Annotated in this window: 14 protein-coding genes and 1 riboswitch; of the genes, 11 read left to right on the top strand and 3 right to left on the bottom strand. The window is 50.5% G+C overall.

The window, feature by feature from the left end; genetic code table 11:
* Window positions 1-75 precede the first annotated feature (75 nt).
* Window positions 76-1,086 carry an ATPase P gene (locus tag DXA87_RS06850; protein WP_117503641.1) on the top strand — a complete coding sequence of 337 codons (1,011 nt, stop codon included), beginning with the start codon at window positions 76-78 and terminating at the stop codon, window positions 1,084-1,086.
* 259 nt (window positions 1,087-1,345) lie between these two features.
* On the opposite strand, the gene DXA87_RS06840 is transcribed toward DXA87_RS06850, so the two are convergent.
* Window positions 1,346-2,530 carry an iron-containing alcohol dehydrogenase gene (locus DXA87_RS06840; RefSeq protein ID WP_117503639.1) on the bottom strand — a complete coding sequence of 395 codons (1,185 nt, stop codon included), beginning with the start codon at window positions 2,528-2,530 and terminating at the stop codon, window positions 1,346-1,348.
* A gap of 201 nt (window positions 2,531-2,731) precedes the next feature.
* Window positions 2,732-2,846, top strand: a riboswitch (FMN riboswitch).
* Window positions 2,847-3,154: 308 nt separating this feature from the next.
* Here DXA87_RS06840 and ribD point away from each other — a divergent pair.
* From ribD to ribE (DXA87_RS06815), 4 genes are read left to right on the top strand one after another with little or no spacing between them, the layout of a single operon-like run.
* Window positions 3,155-4,264 carry a bifunctional diaminohydroxyphosphoribosylaminopyrimidine deaminase/5-amino-6-(5-phosphoribosylamino)uracil reductase RibD gene (gene ribD / locus DXA87_RS06830; RefSeq protein WP_117503637.1) on the top strand — a complete coding sequence of 370 codons (1,110 nt, stop codon included), beginning with the start codon at window positions 3,155-3,157 and terminating at the stop codon, window positions 4,262-4,264.
* Between the two features lie 22 nt (window positions 4,265-4,286).
* Window positions 4,287-4,997 carry a riboflavin synthase gene (ribE, locus tag DXA87_RS06825; RefSeq protein WP_117503636.1) on the top strand — a complete coding sequence of 237 codons (711 nt, stop codon included), beginning with the start codon at window positions 4,287-4,289 and terminating at the stop codon, window positions 4,995-4,997.
* Between the two features lie 43 nt (window positions 4,998-5,040).
* On the top strand, window positions 5,041-6,252 hold the full coding sequence (locus DXA87_RS06820) for a bifunctional 3,4-dihydroxy-2-butanone-4-phosphate synthase/GTP cyclohydrolase II (protein ID WP_021904510.1): 1,212 nt from the start codon (window positions 5,041-5,043) through the stop codon (window positions 6,250-6,252).
* A gap of 51 nt (window positions 6,253-6,303) precedes the next feature.
* The gene (ribE, locus tag DXA87_RS06815; RefSeq protein WP_015553223.1) at window positions 6,304-6,777 is read left to right on the top strand and encodes a 6,7-dimethyl-8-ribityllumazine synthase; all 474 of its coding nucleotides are present in this window, start codon (window positions 6,304-6,306) and stop codon (window positions 6,775-6,777) included.
* A gap of 266 nt (window positions 6,778-7,043) precedes the next feature.
* Here the strand turns inward: ribE (DXA87_RS06815) and DXA87_RS06810 are convergent, their stop codons facing one another.
* Window positions 7,044-7,469: a MarR family transcriptional regulator gene (locus tag DXA87_RS06810; RefSeq protein WP_158553038.1), complete on the bottom strand. Its 426-nt coding sequence runs from the start codon at window positions 7,467-7,469 to the stop codon at window positions 7,044-7,046.
* A 72-nt stretch (window positions 7,470-7,541) separates the two neighbouring features.
* Window positions 7,542-8,873, bottom strand: a complete 1,332-nt coding sequence (locus tag DXA87_RS06805; protein ID WP_117503634.1) for an MATE family efflux transporter — start codon at window positions 8,871-8,873, stop codon at window positions 7,542-7,544.
* 415 nt (window positions 8,874-9,288) lie between these two features.
* Between DXA87_RS06805 and DXA87_RS06800 the strand changes: the two genes are divergently transcribed.
* The 6 genes from DXA87_RS06800 (at window position 9,289) to DXA87_RS06775 (ending at window position 16,442) form a co-directional block, all read left to right on the top strand.
* Window positions 9,289-9,945, top strand: a complete 657-nt coding sequence (locus tag DXA87_RS06800; protein ID WP_117503633.1) for an HD domain-containing protein — start codon at window positions 9,289-9,291, stop codon at window positions 9,943-9,945.
* A gap of 164 nt (window positions 9,946-10,109) precedes the next feature.
* Window positions 10,110-10,754 carry a chloramphenicol acetyltransferase gene (locus tag DXA87_RS06795; RefSeq protein ID WP_117503632.1) on the top strand — a complete coding sequence of 215 codons (645 nt, stop codon included), beginning with the start codon at window positions 10,110-10,112 and terminating at the stop codon, window positions 10,752-10,754.
* 236 nt (window positions 10,755-10,990) lie between these two features.
* Window positions 10,991-11,911, top strand: coding sequence for a sugar phosphate nucleotidyltransferase (locus tag DXA87_RS06790; RefSeq protein WP_117503631.1), 921 nt, complete (start codon window positions 10,991-10,993; stop codon window positions 11,909-11,911).
* A gap of 274 nt (window positions 11,912-12,185) precedes the next feature.
* Entirely contained in the window at window positions 12,186-12,530 is a 345-nt protein-coding gene (locus DXA87_RS06785; protein WP_133304035.1) for a hypothetical protein, read from the top strand.
* A gap of 20 nt (window positions 12,531-12,550) precedes the next feature.
* A complete protein-coding gene (locus tag DXA87_RS06780; protein WP_117503630.1) occupies window positions 12,551-15,028 on the top strand; it encodes a hypothetical protein in 2,478 nt (825 codons plus the stop codon).
* A 121-nt stretch (window positions 15,029-15,149) separates the two neighbouring features.
* Entirely contained in the window at window positions 15,150-16,442 is a 1,293-nt protein-coding gene (locus tag DXA87_RS06775) for a UDP-N-acetylglucosamine 1-carboxyvinyltransferase (RefSeq protein ID WP_117503629.1), read from the top strand.
* The last annotated feature ends 81 nt before the right edge of the window (window positions 16,443-16,523 follow it).

The following is a 16,523-nucleotide window of genomic DNA, read 5'->3' as shown; positions in this document are numbered from 1 at the left end:
AGAAAGTATAAGCTGCCCCGGTGAAAGGCTGAGGGCAGCTTATACTGGTTATTCAGTATTTGGGAGGCGAGAGTTATGTTCTTAAAACCGGCAAAACTTGGAGAAAAAGAGATTCCGGAGAGTATTCTTTCAGAGGACAAAAAGCACTGTAAGAAGATCGGTCCCTGCGGAATCGGAAAAGAGGCTCTGTACCTCAACAGCTTTTATCTGGAGCGGCGCTTCTACATCCCGGTATCTTCCGTCTCCCGTGTCTTTAAGCGCGTGGCGATGAGCAAAGGCGGATTTACCGGAAAAGGCCTGTTTGCCACCATGCCGTACCTGGTGGTTGTCTATGAGGACGGTAAGGAAAAACAGTGCAACTTTAAATATGAGGATCAGGTGGACGCTTTCGTGGCATCCGTGAAGGAACGGTTCCCGCAGATAAAGACCGTGAGTGAAGCGGCGGAAAAGCGCCTTGCGGAAGCTGAGAAAAAGCAGGCGGAGAAATGTCTCATTCCGCTTTCTGAGCAGGCGAAGGAGACGGTAAATGTCCTGGAGCAGGCAAAAGCAGCCCTCACGAAGCGGTTGTCCCTGTTCACAGAGCTCACCAATGCGGCAAAGAAAAAGAGAACGTATGAGAAGACAAAGCCGTTTTACAAATGGCTTGCCTTATTCATGGTAGTCATGGGGGCGGCGGCGCTTGCATACGGCGTATTCTCCTTTATGAACCATGATGCGTTTGCCGTATACTTTGTCCTCTTTGGAATGGCGGCGATCTTTCTGTTCTCCGGAGCGAATGTCATGCCGACGAGTACGAATAATCGGAAAGCCATCGAAAAACGTCTTGCAGCGGCGGAAAAAGCCGTTACGGGGTATGTGGACAGCCTCCATCTCGGACTTCCGGTTCCGGCCTGTTACCTTCATCCGGTGACTGTAGAGCGGATGCAGCGTGCTGTCCGTGAGGGGCGTGCCGAGTCTGTGGAGGACGCGTTTGACGTTGTAAAAAATGATCTGAAAAAGACCAACGCGGATGTATCCGTCACCCAGGAGGAATTCGATGAGATCATGGCGATCAAGCCGGTCTTTCTGGTCAGAGATTACGTGTAGATGAAAAAATTGACTGCCGTATCAGTAGGCTTATGCTGGACGGCAGTCTTATTTTATGTAACAGGAAATTCCGAGGAATTCCAAAGATGTGCACTCACGCGAAGATGTAGATTGTCGCAAGCGACCGCGCGAGGCGCGAGAATGTGCCAAGGCACGTTTTTTAAAAAAAAACAAGGATTCATGGTATTATATGAAAACCGGGATGCTGCGCAGATAGGCGGCATCCCGGTTTTCTTCATATAATTTTGATAGATTTCTGCTATTTTCCTGCAGCCATCTGATAGATCTTAAGCATATCTTCCGCTTCCAACTTCTTCGCGGATCCCTTCGGGCCGCCTGCAGCGATTCTCGCGTTTTTTGCCATAGTCTCAAGCTGTTCTTCTGTCGGATCGATGCCGAGTTCCTTTAAGTTTGTCGGCATATTGATGGCGCGGTAGAAGTTTTCCATGGCCTCGATGCCCTTTAAACCCGTCTCCATGTCATCTTTTCCAGGCTCAACACCCATGACATTCACTGCAAATTTCGCAAAACGCGGAGTGCAGTTATCGATCACATATCTCGCCCAGCTGCCCCAGATCGCCGCCAGTCCCGCACCGTGGGCAACGTCGAACATTCCGCCGATCTCATGCTCTAAGAGGTGGGAGGCAAAGTCTCCGCCATCGTTTCCACAGCCGGTGAGGCCATTGTGGGAGAGACTTCCGGACCACATCACCTCGGCTCTCGCGTCATAGTTGTCTGGATCGTCCACAAGGATCTTCGCGTTCGTGATCACGGTGCGCATAAGACCTTCCGCAATGGCATCGGTGATCTCCATATTTCCGCCGTTTGTGAAATAGCGCTCCATGGTATGCATCAGAATATCGGTGCAGCCGCAGGCTGTCTGGTACGGCGGGAGAGTCATTGTGATCTCCGGGTTCATGACAGCAAATACAGGGCGGGAGATATCATTGTTGTAGCCGCGTTTTTCCAGTGTTTCATCGTTTGTGATAACAGAGCTGTTGCTCATCTCACTTCCGGAAGCCGCGATGGTCAGAACAACGCCGATCGGAAGGCATGCGGATGCCTGACGGGTGTGCTCATAGAAATCCCAGACATCACCGTCGTTCGCGAGACCGTAACCGATGGCTTTCGCGGAGTCGATGACACTGCCGCCGCCGACAGCGAGAAGAAAATCAACGCCCTCCTTTCGGCAGAGCTCGATCCCCTCGCGGACTAAGGAAAGACGTGGGTTTGGGACAACACCGCCAAGCTCCACATAGGTGACTCCGGACGCGTCCAGGGACTCTTTGATCCGTCCGAGAAGACCGGAGCGGATCACGCTGCCGCTTCCGTAGTGGAGCAGGACTTTTTTACAGTTGACATTTTTTACAAGCTTTCCGATCCGGTATTCGGTTTCTTTTCCGAATACGACGCGGGTCGGGGTATAGAAATTAAAGTTGAACATCGAATTTCCTCCTTATGTTGCGAAAATAGACAGTGCTTAATATATCAAGTATAACAGGAAATCAGGTACCATGCAAGAATTTTGAGTAAAGGGATCCTCTGTGAAAATTCCTATCGAAAATACTTTACAAATACGGAGAACGGGAGTATATTGTAAACAACCGCTGATGAAAATGACGGTCAGCGATAGGACAATTCAATAATGAGTCTTCAGGGCAGGGTGCAAATCCCTACCGGCGGTAAAGCCCGCGAGCCGAGAGGCATGATCCGGTGAGATTCCGGGGCCGACAGTATAGTCTGGATGAAAGAAGAATTTCAGGTTTGTTTGTGATATGCGGAAGTGATCCGGTACTCGAAAAAGAGGACGGGATCGAGGAATTCCGGATCACGGAAGATCGGATCAGTAGCTCTGGAATAGGAAACTGTTTCAGGGCTTTTTTGTGTAACGGGAGATTGATCCGGGAAAGCTGTGAATTGCAGAAAAGTTATATTTCCGAATGAAACAACGGACCGAATATGGAAAACCCTGTAGGCATCTACTTTACAGGTTTTTTTAACAGAAAATTCCTATGGAACTTTCTGATTGCGCCTGTAAGGCAGGTTTGCGGAAAGAGGAGTGAAAAAGATGACGGACCGGGATTATATGCTGCGGGCCATTGAGCTTGCAAAGGGGGGACTTGGCTGGACGAGCCCGAATCCCCTCGTGGGAGCTGTGATCGTGAAAGACGGAAGGATCATAGGGGAAGGTTATCATGAGCGGTGCGGAAAACTTCACGCGGAGCGAAACGCCATTGCGTCGCTCACGGAAAGTGCGGAGGGCGCGACACTCTATGTGACGTTAGAGCCGTGCTGCCATTACGGAAAGACACCGCCCTGCACGGAGGCGATCCTCGAGCAGAAGATCGCAAGAGTTGTGATCGGTTCAAGAGATCCGAATCCCCTGGTAGCAGGAAAAGGAGTGGCGATCTTAAGAGCAGCGGGAGTCCGGGTGGAAGAGGACTTTATGCGTGAGGAATGCGATGCGTTAAATCCGGTATTCTTTCATTATATCACAAAGAAAACGCCCTATGTGGTCATGAAATACGCCATGACGGCGGACGGAAAGATCGCTGCGCGGACCGGCGACTCCAAGTGGATCACAGGAGAGAGCGCAAGGAAAAAGGTGCAGGAGCTGCGCCACCAGTATATGGGGATCATGGCGGGGATCGGCACAGTCCTGGCAGACGATCCGATGTTAAACGTCCGGATCCCCGGGCTGAAGAGTCCGGTGCGGATCATCTGCGACAGCGGACTCAGGATCCCGATGGATTCACAGATCGTGAAAACGGCAAAGGAGTACCGGACCATCGTAGCGTATGCGGGGGAGTATTCCGGGGAAGGCTGTAAAGAAACGGAAGAGAAAGCGGAACAGCTTCACGCGGCCGGCGTGGAGACCGTGTCGGTCCCGGACGCAGACGGGCGTGTGGATCTTGGGAAGCTCATGGAATATCTTGGAAAACAGGGCATCGACAGCGTGCTTTTAGAGGGCGGCGGTACCTTAAATGACGCGGCGCTGTCAGCCGGGATCGTAAACGAGATCTGCGCGTTTATCGCACCGAAGATCTTCGGCGGTGCCGGCGCGAAGACTCCGGTTTCCGGGATCGGTGTGGCGCATCCGGCGGAAGCCGTGATGCTGACGCTGAGACAGGTGGAGACGATCGGGGATGATCTGATGCTCAGATATTCAGTAGATTGAAAATGGGAAAGGAAATGAGAGCATGTTTACAGGGATCGTAGAAGAACTCGGACAGGTGAAGGCACTTTCCCTGCGCGGAAATTCCGGTACACTGACGGTAAAAGCAAAAAAAGTTCTGGAAGGAACAAAGATCGGTGACAGCATCGCGGTCAATGGTGTCTGCCTTACGGTCACAAATATGAAAAATAACGAGTTTTCCGCCGACGTGATGGCGGAGACTGTGAGGAGAAGCAGCCTCGGAGCACTGCGGGACGGAAGCTATGTAAACCTGGAGCGGGCCATGGCGGCAGACGGCCGGTTCGGCGGTCATATCGTTTCCGGTCATATTGACGGAACTGGTCAGATCGAATCGATGAGACGGGAAGAGAATGCAGTCTGGGTCACGATCACATGTGCGGATAAGATCCTGGATCTGATCGTGGAAAAAGGGTCGATCTGCATCGACGGGATTAGCCTCACGGTGGCGGCGGTGACAAATAGGAACTTTTCAGTGTCAGTGATCCCGCATACCGGCGAGGAGACAACACTTTTGAAGAAAAAAGCAGGAGATCCGGTCAATCTGGAAAACGACATTGTGGGGAAATATATTCAGAAATTTGTGGATATCGGAAGAAATTCCGGTGCGGACCGGGGAAAAATGCCTGACGGTGAAAATGCCGCAGGAAATGCCGCAGGAAATGCGAAGGGAAACTCGGGGCTCAGCATGGAGTTTCTTCAGAAATATGGATTTTAGAGAAGACGATTCAAGGACAAGGACGTTAGAAAGGCAGGAAGCTATGAACGAACAGTACAACACAATCGAAGAAGCGATCGAAGATCTGCGGGCGGGAAAGATCATTCTCGTAACAGACGATCCGGACCGGGAGAATGAGGGAGATATGATCTGCGCGGCAGAGTTCGCGACGCAGGCAAATATCAATTTTATGGCAAGTCATGCAAAGGGACTGATCTGTACGCCGATGAGCGCGGCAGTGGCGGAGCGGCTGGGACTTCCGCAGATGGTATCCGAGAACACGGATAACCACTGCACGGCATTTACGGTCTCCATCGACCATGTGGACACGACAACAGGAATCTCCGCGGCGGAGCGCTCCTACACGATGATGAAGTGTGTGGATCCGGCGACAAAGCCTCAGGATCTCAGAAGACCGGGCCATGTATTTCCTCTCGTGGCAAGGCGCGGCGGTGTCCTTGTGAGAAACGGCCACACCGAGGCAACTGTGGACCTCATGCGTCTGGCGGGACTTTCCGAGTGCGGCGTGTGCTGTGAGATCATGGAGGAAGACGGAACCATGATGCGGACCACAAACCTGTGGAAGCTGGCGAAGGAGTACGGACTGAAATTCATCACGATCAAGGAGCTGCAGGATTACTGCCGTGTCCATGAAAAACATGTGGTGCAGGAGGCCTGCGCGGACATGCCGACCCAGTATGGACACTTTAAGATCTACGGCTATGTGAACGATATTACCGGCGAGCACCATGTTGCTCTTGTAAAAGGTGATATCGGGGACGGCGAGGATGTGCTCTGCCGCGTGCATTCCGAGTGCCTGACCGGAGATGTGTTCGGTTCCATGCGCTGTGACTGCGGAAAACAGCTCCAGACCGCGATGCGCCAGGTGGAGGCGGAAGGCCGTGGCATCATCCTCTACATGCGCCAGGAAGGCCGCGGCATCGGTCTGATCAACAAACTAAAGACGTATGTGCTTCAGGAGCAGGGCTTTGACACGGTGGAGGCCAATATCAAGCTTGGTTTTGCTCCGGATCTCAGGGAATACTGGATCGGGGCACAGATCTTAAGGGATCTCGGCGTGAAGTCCTTAAGACTTCTCACGAACAATCCGGAGAAGATCTACGGACTTTCCGGCTTCGGACTTGAGATCCATGAGCGCGTGCCGATCGAGATCGATCCGCAGCAGTACGACAGCTTCTATCTGAAGACGAAGCAGGACAAGATGGGACATATCTTTACAAAAATTAAAGTGTGATAGAATGGAAAGTTCATTGCAGAAAACATAAGAAAGAAAAGGAGAATCATCATGAAAGAGATCAAGGTATTAGAAGGAAAAGTTGTAGCACCGGAAGGCATGAAAGTGGGGATCGTAGCTTCCCGTTTTAACGAGATCATCGTAAATAAGCTCTTAGGCGGAGCGGTTGACGGACTTGTCCGCCACGGTGTGGAGGAAGAAAATATCACGGCGGCCTGGGTTCCGGGCGCATTCGAGATCCCGGTTGCGGCATCTGCCATGGCAAAGTCCGGCAAGTATGACGCGATCATCTGTGTCGGCGCTGTGATCCGCGGTGATACCACACACTATGATTATGTGTGCAGTGAAGTTTCCAAGGGAATCGCTCAGGTGGGACTGGCAGAGAAGATGCCGGTACTCTTCGGCGTCCTGACAACAGAGAACATCGAGCAGGCTATCGCCCGTGCCGGAAGCAAAGGCGGAAATAAAGGATATGACTGTGCACTTTCCGCAATCGAGATGGTAAATCTTATGAGACAGTTTTAATTGATCAGTAGGTCTGCGCATTTACTGCGCTGACCGTAAGAAAACTTAGACTAGAAGGAAAAAATCCTATCGGCACAGCCGATTTGGAATGGATTTTTGCGTGTAACTGTGAGGTACTGAACAGTTACAGACAGTTTTGAGTAAGATGATATAGACATAAAAGATCAGCGCTCCTGAGAATATTTTTCAGAGGCGCTGATTTTTGCGTAATAAGGCTTCCTCGGAAGCTCCTATGACACAAAAGGTACATTATGTTTTATCACAGCCTATATGGTTTTCGTCTCCTCCGTGAATTTGACCGCGAAATCCCGGTTCAGTTTTATGAAGATCTGCTGCTCCTCGGCAGACCAGCTCTCGAAAATCGCATTTTCAATGGCGATCAGGCGATGGGCGGTATTTTTCATGAGTTCCTCTCCTTTTTCCGTGAGAAAAACGCAGGTGTTCCGCCCTGTTCCGGGTTTCAGGTACAGATAACCGGCCTGTTCCATCCTGCGTACTGCAGAGTTGATCGTGGATTTTGTGGTGCCGGTCTCTTTGTAAAAAATACTTTGATTGCAGCCGGAGCTGTGTTCGTTGAGGGAGTAGAGAATATCAAGCTCGCTGTCCGTGAGACCGAGCTTTAATGCAGCGTCATGGTAGACACTGTCGACTTGGCTGAGCAGGTTGTAAAATTCTTTAAATGCAGAGTACATGGCAGATCTCCTGAAAATATAAGTGTATGGGGGCAGTGCAGGGCTTTGCATCCGCCGGCCCGGACTGTCAGTCTATGTGTATCCGTACTTCTTTGCCTTCCGGATCAGGAAGAAGAGCGACAGGCATACCGCCATAAATTCCGCCGCGATGATGGAATACCAGATCCCGGAGACACCGAGGAAAAACGGCAGGATGATCACAGCCCCTGTTTCAAAGATCATGGTACGGCAGAAGGAGATCGCAGCGGAGACGCCCCCGTCGTTGAGTGCCGTAAAGAAGGACGATGCGTAGATGCTGAAGCCCATGAACAGGAAAGAGATCGAGTATGAGCGGAATGCATGGACCGTCATGTCTAAGAGGTGCGTGTTATAGCGGACGAAAATTCCCGCAAGAAAGGGGGCACCTGCTTCTGCCGCGATCGTCAGGATGATCTGGAAGGTCAGGATCAGCCGGAAGCTTTTTCCGAGCAGATTCTTTAACTCACTCTTATTTCCCGCACCGCAGTGATAGCCCACGATCGGGGCACTTCCCATAGAGTAGCCGATAAAGAGCGCCGCGAAGATAAAGCTCACATACATGATGACGCCGTATACGGCAACACCGTCGGAACCGGAAAGGCGCATGAGCTGCCAGTTGTAGAGCATGTTTACGATGGACATGGAGATGTTCGTCATAAACTCGGAAGCGCCGTTTGTACAGGACTTCAACAGGGCACTAAAGTCCATATGGGTCCTTCCGAGGCGGAGCCGGCTCCTGTTTGGAAAGATAAAGTAGAGCAGGGGGATCAGTCCGCCGATGGACTGACTGATCGCTGTTGCGGCGGCAGCTCCCACAACGCCGAGACGCAGAACAGCGATAAAATAAGCATCGAGGATCATATTTGTAAGTCCTGACGCGATGGTGATCAGGAGTCCGAGCTGCGGGCGTTCCGCAACAACTAAAAAGCTCTGGAATACATTCTGCAGCATAAAGGGGATCAGAGCCAGCAGGATGATCCGGCCGTAACGGACGCAGTAGGGGAGGAGTATCTCATCAGCGCCTAAGAGTTTTGCCATCGGGGCTAAAAGGATCTCGCCGCCTACCGTAAAGAGGAAGCCCACCGCGATCAGAACGTAGACGAGGAGGGAAAAGATCTCCTTTGCCTTTTTTTCATTCCCGGTTCCGAAGGTCAGAGCCACCAGGGCACTGCCGCCGCTGCCGGTCATAAAGCCGATGGCACCGAGGATCATGAGAAACGGCATAATGATATTGATGGAGGCGAAGGCCTCGGAACCCACAAAGTTCGAGACGAAAACACCGTCCACAACACCGTAGATGGACGTTAAAATCATCATGACGATAGACGGAAACGTGAACCGCAGGAGTTTTTTATAGGTAAAGTGGTCGGAAAGTGAAATATTCATTGTGTACCCTTTCAGTTTTTTTACTGTGTCTGCCCGAGGGAAAATTCATGTTTTTCCTATCGACAGTTTTGCAGCTGTTGATGTACGAAATCGTACGTAGAATCATAGTACGATTTCGTACATATGTCAAGAAGAACTTTGCAGTTGCTGTTCGCGCCTTGCACAAACAGTAACTGATTTTGCCGATGCTTCGCATTCCAAATCGGCAAAATCCACTACTACCACTGTATTGTACGGGATTTTCAGTTTAGAAAATTCCTACTCGTGTACAGCAACACTTTACACAGATTTTACATTCTTTTACCGGAGCGTGATTGTTCGTTTCTTTTTTCTGCTATATGATATAGAAGTGAAAATGAGAGAAAAAAGAAAGAGCAGTCACGAGCTGGGTCGACTGCGGCAGAGGAAAAAGAATATGACATATAAGGAAATCAAGAAAAACGCGGAAGTTTTAGCTTACCTGAAAAAAGGAAACGACAATCTGGGGACTATGGGATTTACAGATCATTCGGACGCGCACTGCGCGATGGTTGCGGAGCGGGCAGCAATGATCTTAAAGAAATTCGGTTACTCAGATCACGATATCGAGCTGGTGAAGATCGCCGGTTTCATGCATGATATGGGAAATGCGATCAACCGGCATGCCCATGCGGAGTATGGTGCCCTTCTGGCATCCCAGATCCTGGAAAAGACGGATCTTCCGATCACAGACCGCGCGATCATCGTCTCCGCGATCGGAAACCATGATGAGTCAACGGGCGGAGCCGTAGATCCGATCTCCGCGGCGCTTATCATCGCCGACAAGACGGATGTACGCAGAAATCGCGTCCGCCAGAAGGAGATGGCCTCCTTTGATATCCACGACCGCGTAAACTATGCGGTTACAGAGGCAAAATTAAAGGTAAATGAGGAAAAGAAAGTGATCACCCTGAACTTAAAGATCGACGAAAACATCTGCTCCATGCTGGAGTACTTCGAGATCTTCTTAAAGCGCATGCTCATGTGCCGCCGTGCGTGTGAAATGCTCGGAGCGAAATTCAAGATGACGGCGAACGGAAGCAAGATCGTGTAAAATAAAATATGGAATATGCATAAGAGACACTCTTGGAACAGACCGTAATTGGCCTGTTTGGAGAGTGTTTTTGTGTATGTGGGAAATAATAGTGGTGGTAGTTGTTTCAACTTGCATGTGTAAATGTCAGATGGTAAAATTAAGAAAAAAGGAGACCCATCCGCATGAAATTTACACCGATCGACCGAACCATCTGGGAGAGAAACTCCCATTATGATTATTATACAAACCTGTTAAAATGCGGCTACAGTGTGACTGTGTCCTTAGATATCACGAAGCTGCACCAGCAGGTAAAAGAAAAAGGACTGAAGTTTTATCCTGCCTTTGTCTACTGTGTCTCAAAACAGATCGCAGTGACAAAAGAATTCCGCATGGGACGGGACAAGGAAGGAAATCCGGGATACTACGATATCCTTCATCCGAATTATACGATCTTCCATGAGGATGACCATACCTTCTCCGATGTCTGGACCGGATACACGGAAGACTTTAAAACCTTCTATAAAAATATGAGAGATGACATGGAGACCTACAAAGACGTAAAAGCCGTAAAGGCAAAACCGGGACAGCCACAGAACTTTTACTGTATCTCCATGGTGCCGTGGTTAAACTTTACTGGTTATTCCGCCTACACAGAGAGCGGAACCCCGATGCTGTTTCCAATTATTACCTGCGGTAAGTTCACAGAGCATGACGGGATACTTACAATGCCATTCTGCGTCAACATCGCCCACGCAGCCGCTGACGGATATCACACATCCATGTTTATCAACGAACTTCAGAAACTGATCGACATGATCGAACTTTAAAGCGCAGCTTTCAAGCTTCCTGCCACACAGAAAAAGCTGTTTTACAGAATCCGGTATTACAAAGAAGAAGTTCGCAGATTATGAATAAAAATTCGAGAATATATAAGTAAAATAACAGTTACGATTTTCTTAAAAAACGCGGGGAAGCACTTGTCTGATTGAAAACCCACGGGGTTTGTGTTATGATGTCTTCAAGTGAGTGTGAGAAGAATCATCAGATAAAGGAGGACTGTTACATGAAAAAGACATCTCTTGTCATCATGGCAGCAGGAATTGGAAGCCGTTTTGGCGGCGGGATCAAGCAGCTTGCCCCGGTTGGACCGAGCGGTGAGATCATTATGGACTATTCGATCCATGACGCCCTGGAAGCAGGATTTGATAAAATTATCTTTATTATAAGAAAAGATTTGGAAAAGGATTTCAAGGAGATCATCGGAAACCGTATCGAGAGGATCGCTCCGGTAGAGTATGCGTACCAGGAAATGGACGATCTCCCGGAGGGATTTTCTGTTCCGGAAGGAAGAAAGAAGCCGTGGGGAACCGGTCAGGCGATCCTTGCGGCGAGAAATTTAATTAAGGAGCCGTTCCTTGTCATCAATGCAGATGACTATTACGGAAAAGAAGGTTTCAGGATCGTCCATGATTACATGGTAAATGAGATGGATGATACGAAGGACACCTTCGATATGTGTATGGCAGGATTTATCCTCTCCAACACCTTAAGCGAAAACGGTCCTGTAACCCGCGGCGTGTGCACTGTGGACAATAATGGATACCTCTCCAAGGTCACAGAGACATATGATGTATATAAGGCCGAGGACGGCATGCACGCGGCAGACCACGACGGGAATCCGGTTATCGTGTCAGAAGATCAGCATGTCTCCATGAACATGTTCGGTCTCCCGGCATCCTTCGTAAAGGAACTGGAAAAGGGATTCCCGGAGTTCCTTTCTAATGTGAAAGAGGGAGATCTGAAGGCGGAGTATCTTCTTCCGGCAGTGATCGACGAGTGCATCCACAGTGGAAAAGGAACTGTCCGTGTGCTTGAGACAAAGGATAAATGGTTTGGAGTTACTTATAAGGAAGACAAACCGGCAGTTGTCGCATCAATCCAGAAGCTGGTAGATGCAGGCGTTTACCCGAAGAAACTGTTCTAAGAGCATTGCGCTGAGAGGATGTACGTTTACAATATTGTCTGCAAACAGATAAGAACAGCCTGATCAGCCGATCATGGTACGATCATAGTAAAGTGAAATGGTAGCTTTCCCGCTCTTTTTGCATATGATAATCCTGTATAGGGATCAGCAAAGGAGCGGGAACGTTTTTATGGAGAAGATTTACCGGGGATATCCCCTGGAAGTAAAAAAGGGTTACGGAATTTTTAACCCAGAAAGGACCTGTTCGTCCGAAGGGCCAAAGAAAGTCCCCTGGATGCTTTACCGTAGAGAGGAGCAGAGCGGAAAAACGGAGCTGACCGGAAATGAATCCCGGTCAGAGATAGATTATCTTCGAGGTCTCTATCCGGCATCGGCAAAGCAGAACCAGATCCTGGCGGAGGAGGCATGCGATCTTCTGGAATACCCTGGAAGTCCCATGTATGACGAATACCCGGACCGGGAATTCTTATACCGGGAGCTTTCAAAAGTGAGACAGCGCCATCCGGAGGAGACCGCAGGTGGTAAAGAAGGACAGGATCTTTTACAGGTACTGTTTATAAATGAGATCTACAGGAGACGGATCTTAAACAGAATGGAAAATCAGAGCAGTGACAGATAGACAGAGCGAGGAACAGTAAGATGAAGACCGGCAAGAAAGTCATGATCCTGCTGCTTATTTTTGTGGCGGCAGTGATCGTTTATTTTATACACCCAGTTGGGAAGAAAGAAGAGCATGGAATCACGGAGTACACGGCGATGGAGAAAGCGAAATTTCCGGTACTCTATGCGACGATGGGAGACCGGGAGATGGCGCCGGTGTTCGGCCAGACGGAGGAGCGCGGTGTGACCGCAGACCGCGGCAGCCTGATCGTACTTCCGGAAGACCGGAAACTCAAGGTACGGTTTGCCGGTACGACAAAGATCCAGGGACTGCGCTATGAGATCCGCAGCCTCGACACAGAAAATCTGATCGAGCGCACCCAGGTCACATCTCTTGATGCAGCCATAAATGGAGACAGCGAAAATGCCGTAAGTGCAGAGCTTCTGATCCAGAATCTTCTTGAGACAGGAAAAGAGTATCTTCTCGGCGTCTGCGCGAGTCTTCCCGACGGATCCGAGGCCTGGTATTACATGCGGATCGTGGAGCAGGACCAGGGCCATGTGAACGAGATGCTGGCACTGGCGGAGGAGTTTTCCTCAAAGACATACAAGTACAGCGATGCCCAGAGCCTGGCCATGTATATGGAGACATCCCCCAGCGCAAACAGTTCGGCACTGGGAACTGTGACGTTAAAAGACACTTTCACCCAGCTCACATGGGGCTCTCTGGGCGTGGAGCGGACCGGTGAGGCATACACGAAATTAAAGGAACTGTCCGGAAATCTCGCCAATGTGGAGATCGCGACCCATGTGACGGCGAAGGATGGCGAGAAGACGGAAACCTACGAGGTGACAGAAAACTTTACAATGAAGTGGGCATCCCAGCGAATCTACATGATGGATTACGAGAGGACCATGACGGAGCTCTTCACAGGAGATTCCGATCTGTTCTCTGGAAAACGGATCATTCTGGGAATCGGAAACGGTGACGGAGTCCATGCCGTAAAGAGTGCTGGGGGCCAGTACACAGCGTTTGTGACAGGCCGGGAGCTGTGGGCATACGACAGTGGCGAGAATGTTGGAGCCAGAGTGTTCGCCTTCGGCGGCGCGGCATCCGATGATATCCGTGACAACGTGCCGGAACATGGCGTCGAGATCCTTTCTGTGGATGAGGACGGCGGAATCGATTTTATCGTCTACGGAAGAATGAACCGCGGAACCCATGAGGGCAGCACGGGAATCGCCTACTATCACTATGCGATGGACCAGAATGCCCTGGAGGAGAAATTTTTTATTCCATCCACGGAACCTTTTGAGGAGCTGAAGGACGATCTCTCCGTCCTCGCACACCGCGGAACGAACGGAATCTTCTATTTCTATATGGACCATGGAATCTACGGGATCGATCTGAAGAGCCTGGAGTATGTGGCGCTTGCTTCCGGTCTCACAAAGAACCAGTTTGCGGTCAGCGCGGATCACTCCCGGGCGGCATGGCAGGAAAATACAGGAATCTGGGATTCCCAGACGATCCAGATCATGGATCTCGACACCGGGGACAAGACCCAGCTCGGCGGACAGGCGGGGTCCGTATCAAGAATTTTCGGCTTTGTCGGAAATGACTGCATCTACGGAACCGGAGACAGCGGGGATTACCTGATGTCCAACGGCCGTGTAATGGGAGTCTATTTAAAGAGCATCGATATCGTGGACAGGGAGATGAAGTCCGTGATGCACTATGAGAAGCCAGGTTCCTGGATCCGCGAGGTGTCTGTGAATGACAGCCGGATCCATATGAAGACTGTGACAAGCAAGGACGGATTCTTCGGGACATATTCCGCGGACACGCTGGTCTGCAACGCGGAGATCCTTCCGGGAAAGGCCGACGATATCGGCTGGTACGCGTCGGATCAGAAAGGACAGGTCCTGTTTGTCCAGCTCGACAGGGATATCGAGACGGCAAAGAAGATCCGCCAGGCATCCCCGAAGCTTGCGGAGAGCAGAGAGACTGTAAAGCCGATCGCGACAGCAGCCTGCAGGGAAACAGAGTTTTACGCCTACGGACGGGGCAGATTCCTCGGACGGTTTGTGGAGTTCTCGGACGCGGCGGAGACGGCGTACAACAGTATGGGATTCGTGACAGCGGGACGTGACCGGATCATCTGGGTGCGCGGAAACAGGGCGAGCGCTTCCTATATCAGGGATATCACATCGGCGTCAAGGCTGATGGAGCGCTACCTCGATTCCTTTGAGATAAACCAGACGATGGAGGATGGAACCTTCCTTCTGGACGCCTCCGGCAGCACGATCATCCAGGTGTTATACTTTGTGGGACAGAACATTCCGGTGTTAGCCTACACTGGAGAGGGAACGTCCATGTACCTGACCGGCTATGACCAGACACATGTCCGTGTGTATCATCCAGAGAGCGGGGCAACAGAAGTGCTGTCCATGGAGACGGCGAACCAGATGCTTGGGGCAGCGGGGTATGATTTCATATGCTGCGTGCCAACCCTATAGGTTTCGTTCCTTAAGAAAAACTTTACATTTTTCCCAGATATGTTATAATCATAACGAAAACAAGCTGGGACGAATGCGGGATAGCTCTGTCCCTTTTTAGATATATAGATAGAGGTGCGTAATGGAACAGTACATCATGAAGGGCGGAAATCCGCTTGTAGGAGAAGTAACTATAAGCGGCGCAAAAAATGCGGCTCTGGGAATTTTAGCGGCGGCGATCATGACCGATGATGACGTTGTGATCGATAATCTCCCGGATGTCAGCGATATCAATGCTCTTTTAGAGGCAATCAGCCATCTTGGAGCGAAGGTTGAGCGTATTGACCGCCATACTGTAAAGATCAATGCGGAAAATATCCACGCGGTGACCGTGGAAGATGAGCATATGAGAAAAATCCGCGCGTCATATTATTTTATCGGCGCGCTTCTTGGAAAATATAAGAGTGCGGAGGTTCCGCTTCCCGGCGGATGTACGATCGGAAGCCGTCCGATCGACCAGCACTTAAAGGGATTCCGTGCACTGGGATCTGATGTGAAGATCGTCCGCGGTGCTGTTGTGGCCCACGCGATCGATCTTGTGGCAAGCCATATCTATCTGGATGTGGTTTCTGTCGGCGCTACCATCAATATCATGATGGCCGCAACGATGGCGGAAGGCGAGACGATCCTTGAGAACGTGGCAAAAGAGCCGCATGTTGTTGATGTCGCAAACTTCTTAAACAGTATGGGCGCAAACATTAAAGGCGCAGGTACGGATGTGATCCGTATCAAAGGTGTAAGACGTCTTCACGGAACAAACTATTCGATCATCCCGGATCAGATCGAGGCCGGAACATTTATGTGTGCCGCAGCGATCACCCGCGGTGATATTACCGTAAAAAATGTGATCCCGAAGCATCTGGAGGCGATCTCCGCAAAGCTCACCGAGATGGGCTGTGAGGTCGTTGAGTTCGACGAGGAGATCCGCGTAGTCGGAAAACCGAGACAGCGTCACATGAACTTTAAGACACTCCCGTATCCGGGCTTCCCGACCGATATGCAGCCTCAGATGACGGTGGCACTTGCCCTGGCAGATGGAACAAGCGTGGTGACGGAGAGCATCTTCGAGAATCGCTTCAAATATGTGGATGAGCTTTCCCGCATGGGAGCAAACATCAAAGTGGAAGGCAGCGTTGCCATCGTCGACGGTGTCGGAAACTTCACAGGTGCCCAGGTCGTAGCACCGGACCTCCGCGCAGGCGCAGCCCTTGTCCTTGCGGGACTGGCCGCTGACGGCTACACCACTGTCGATGAGATTGGCTATGTAGAGCGCGGATACGAGAACTTCGAGGAAAAACTCCGCTCCCTCGGCGCAGTGATCGAGCGTGTGGATTCCGAGAAGGAAGCACAGAAATTCAGACTGAGAGTCGGCTGATAAGAATTCGAACCACCAAGCTTCTTGTTTTCATGAATATGAAAACAAGAAGATGTAATGGCTGAACTGTAACGGATTTTC

The organism is Desulfotomaculum sp. OF05-3, assembly GCF_003435535.1.
In the GTDB taxonomy this organism is placed as follows: Bacteria; Bacillota; Clostridia; order Lachnospirales; family Lachnospiraceae; genus Pilosibacter; species Pilosibacter fragilis.
This window is presented reverse-complemented; position numbering and strand designations above follow the sequence as displayed.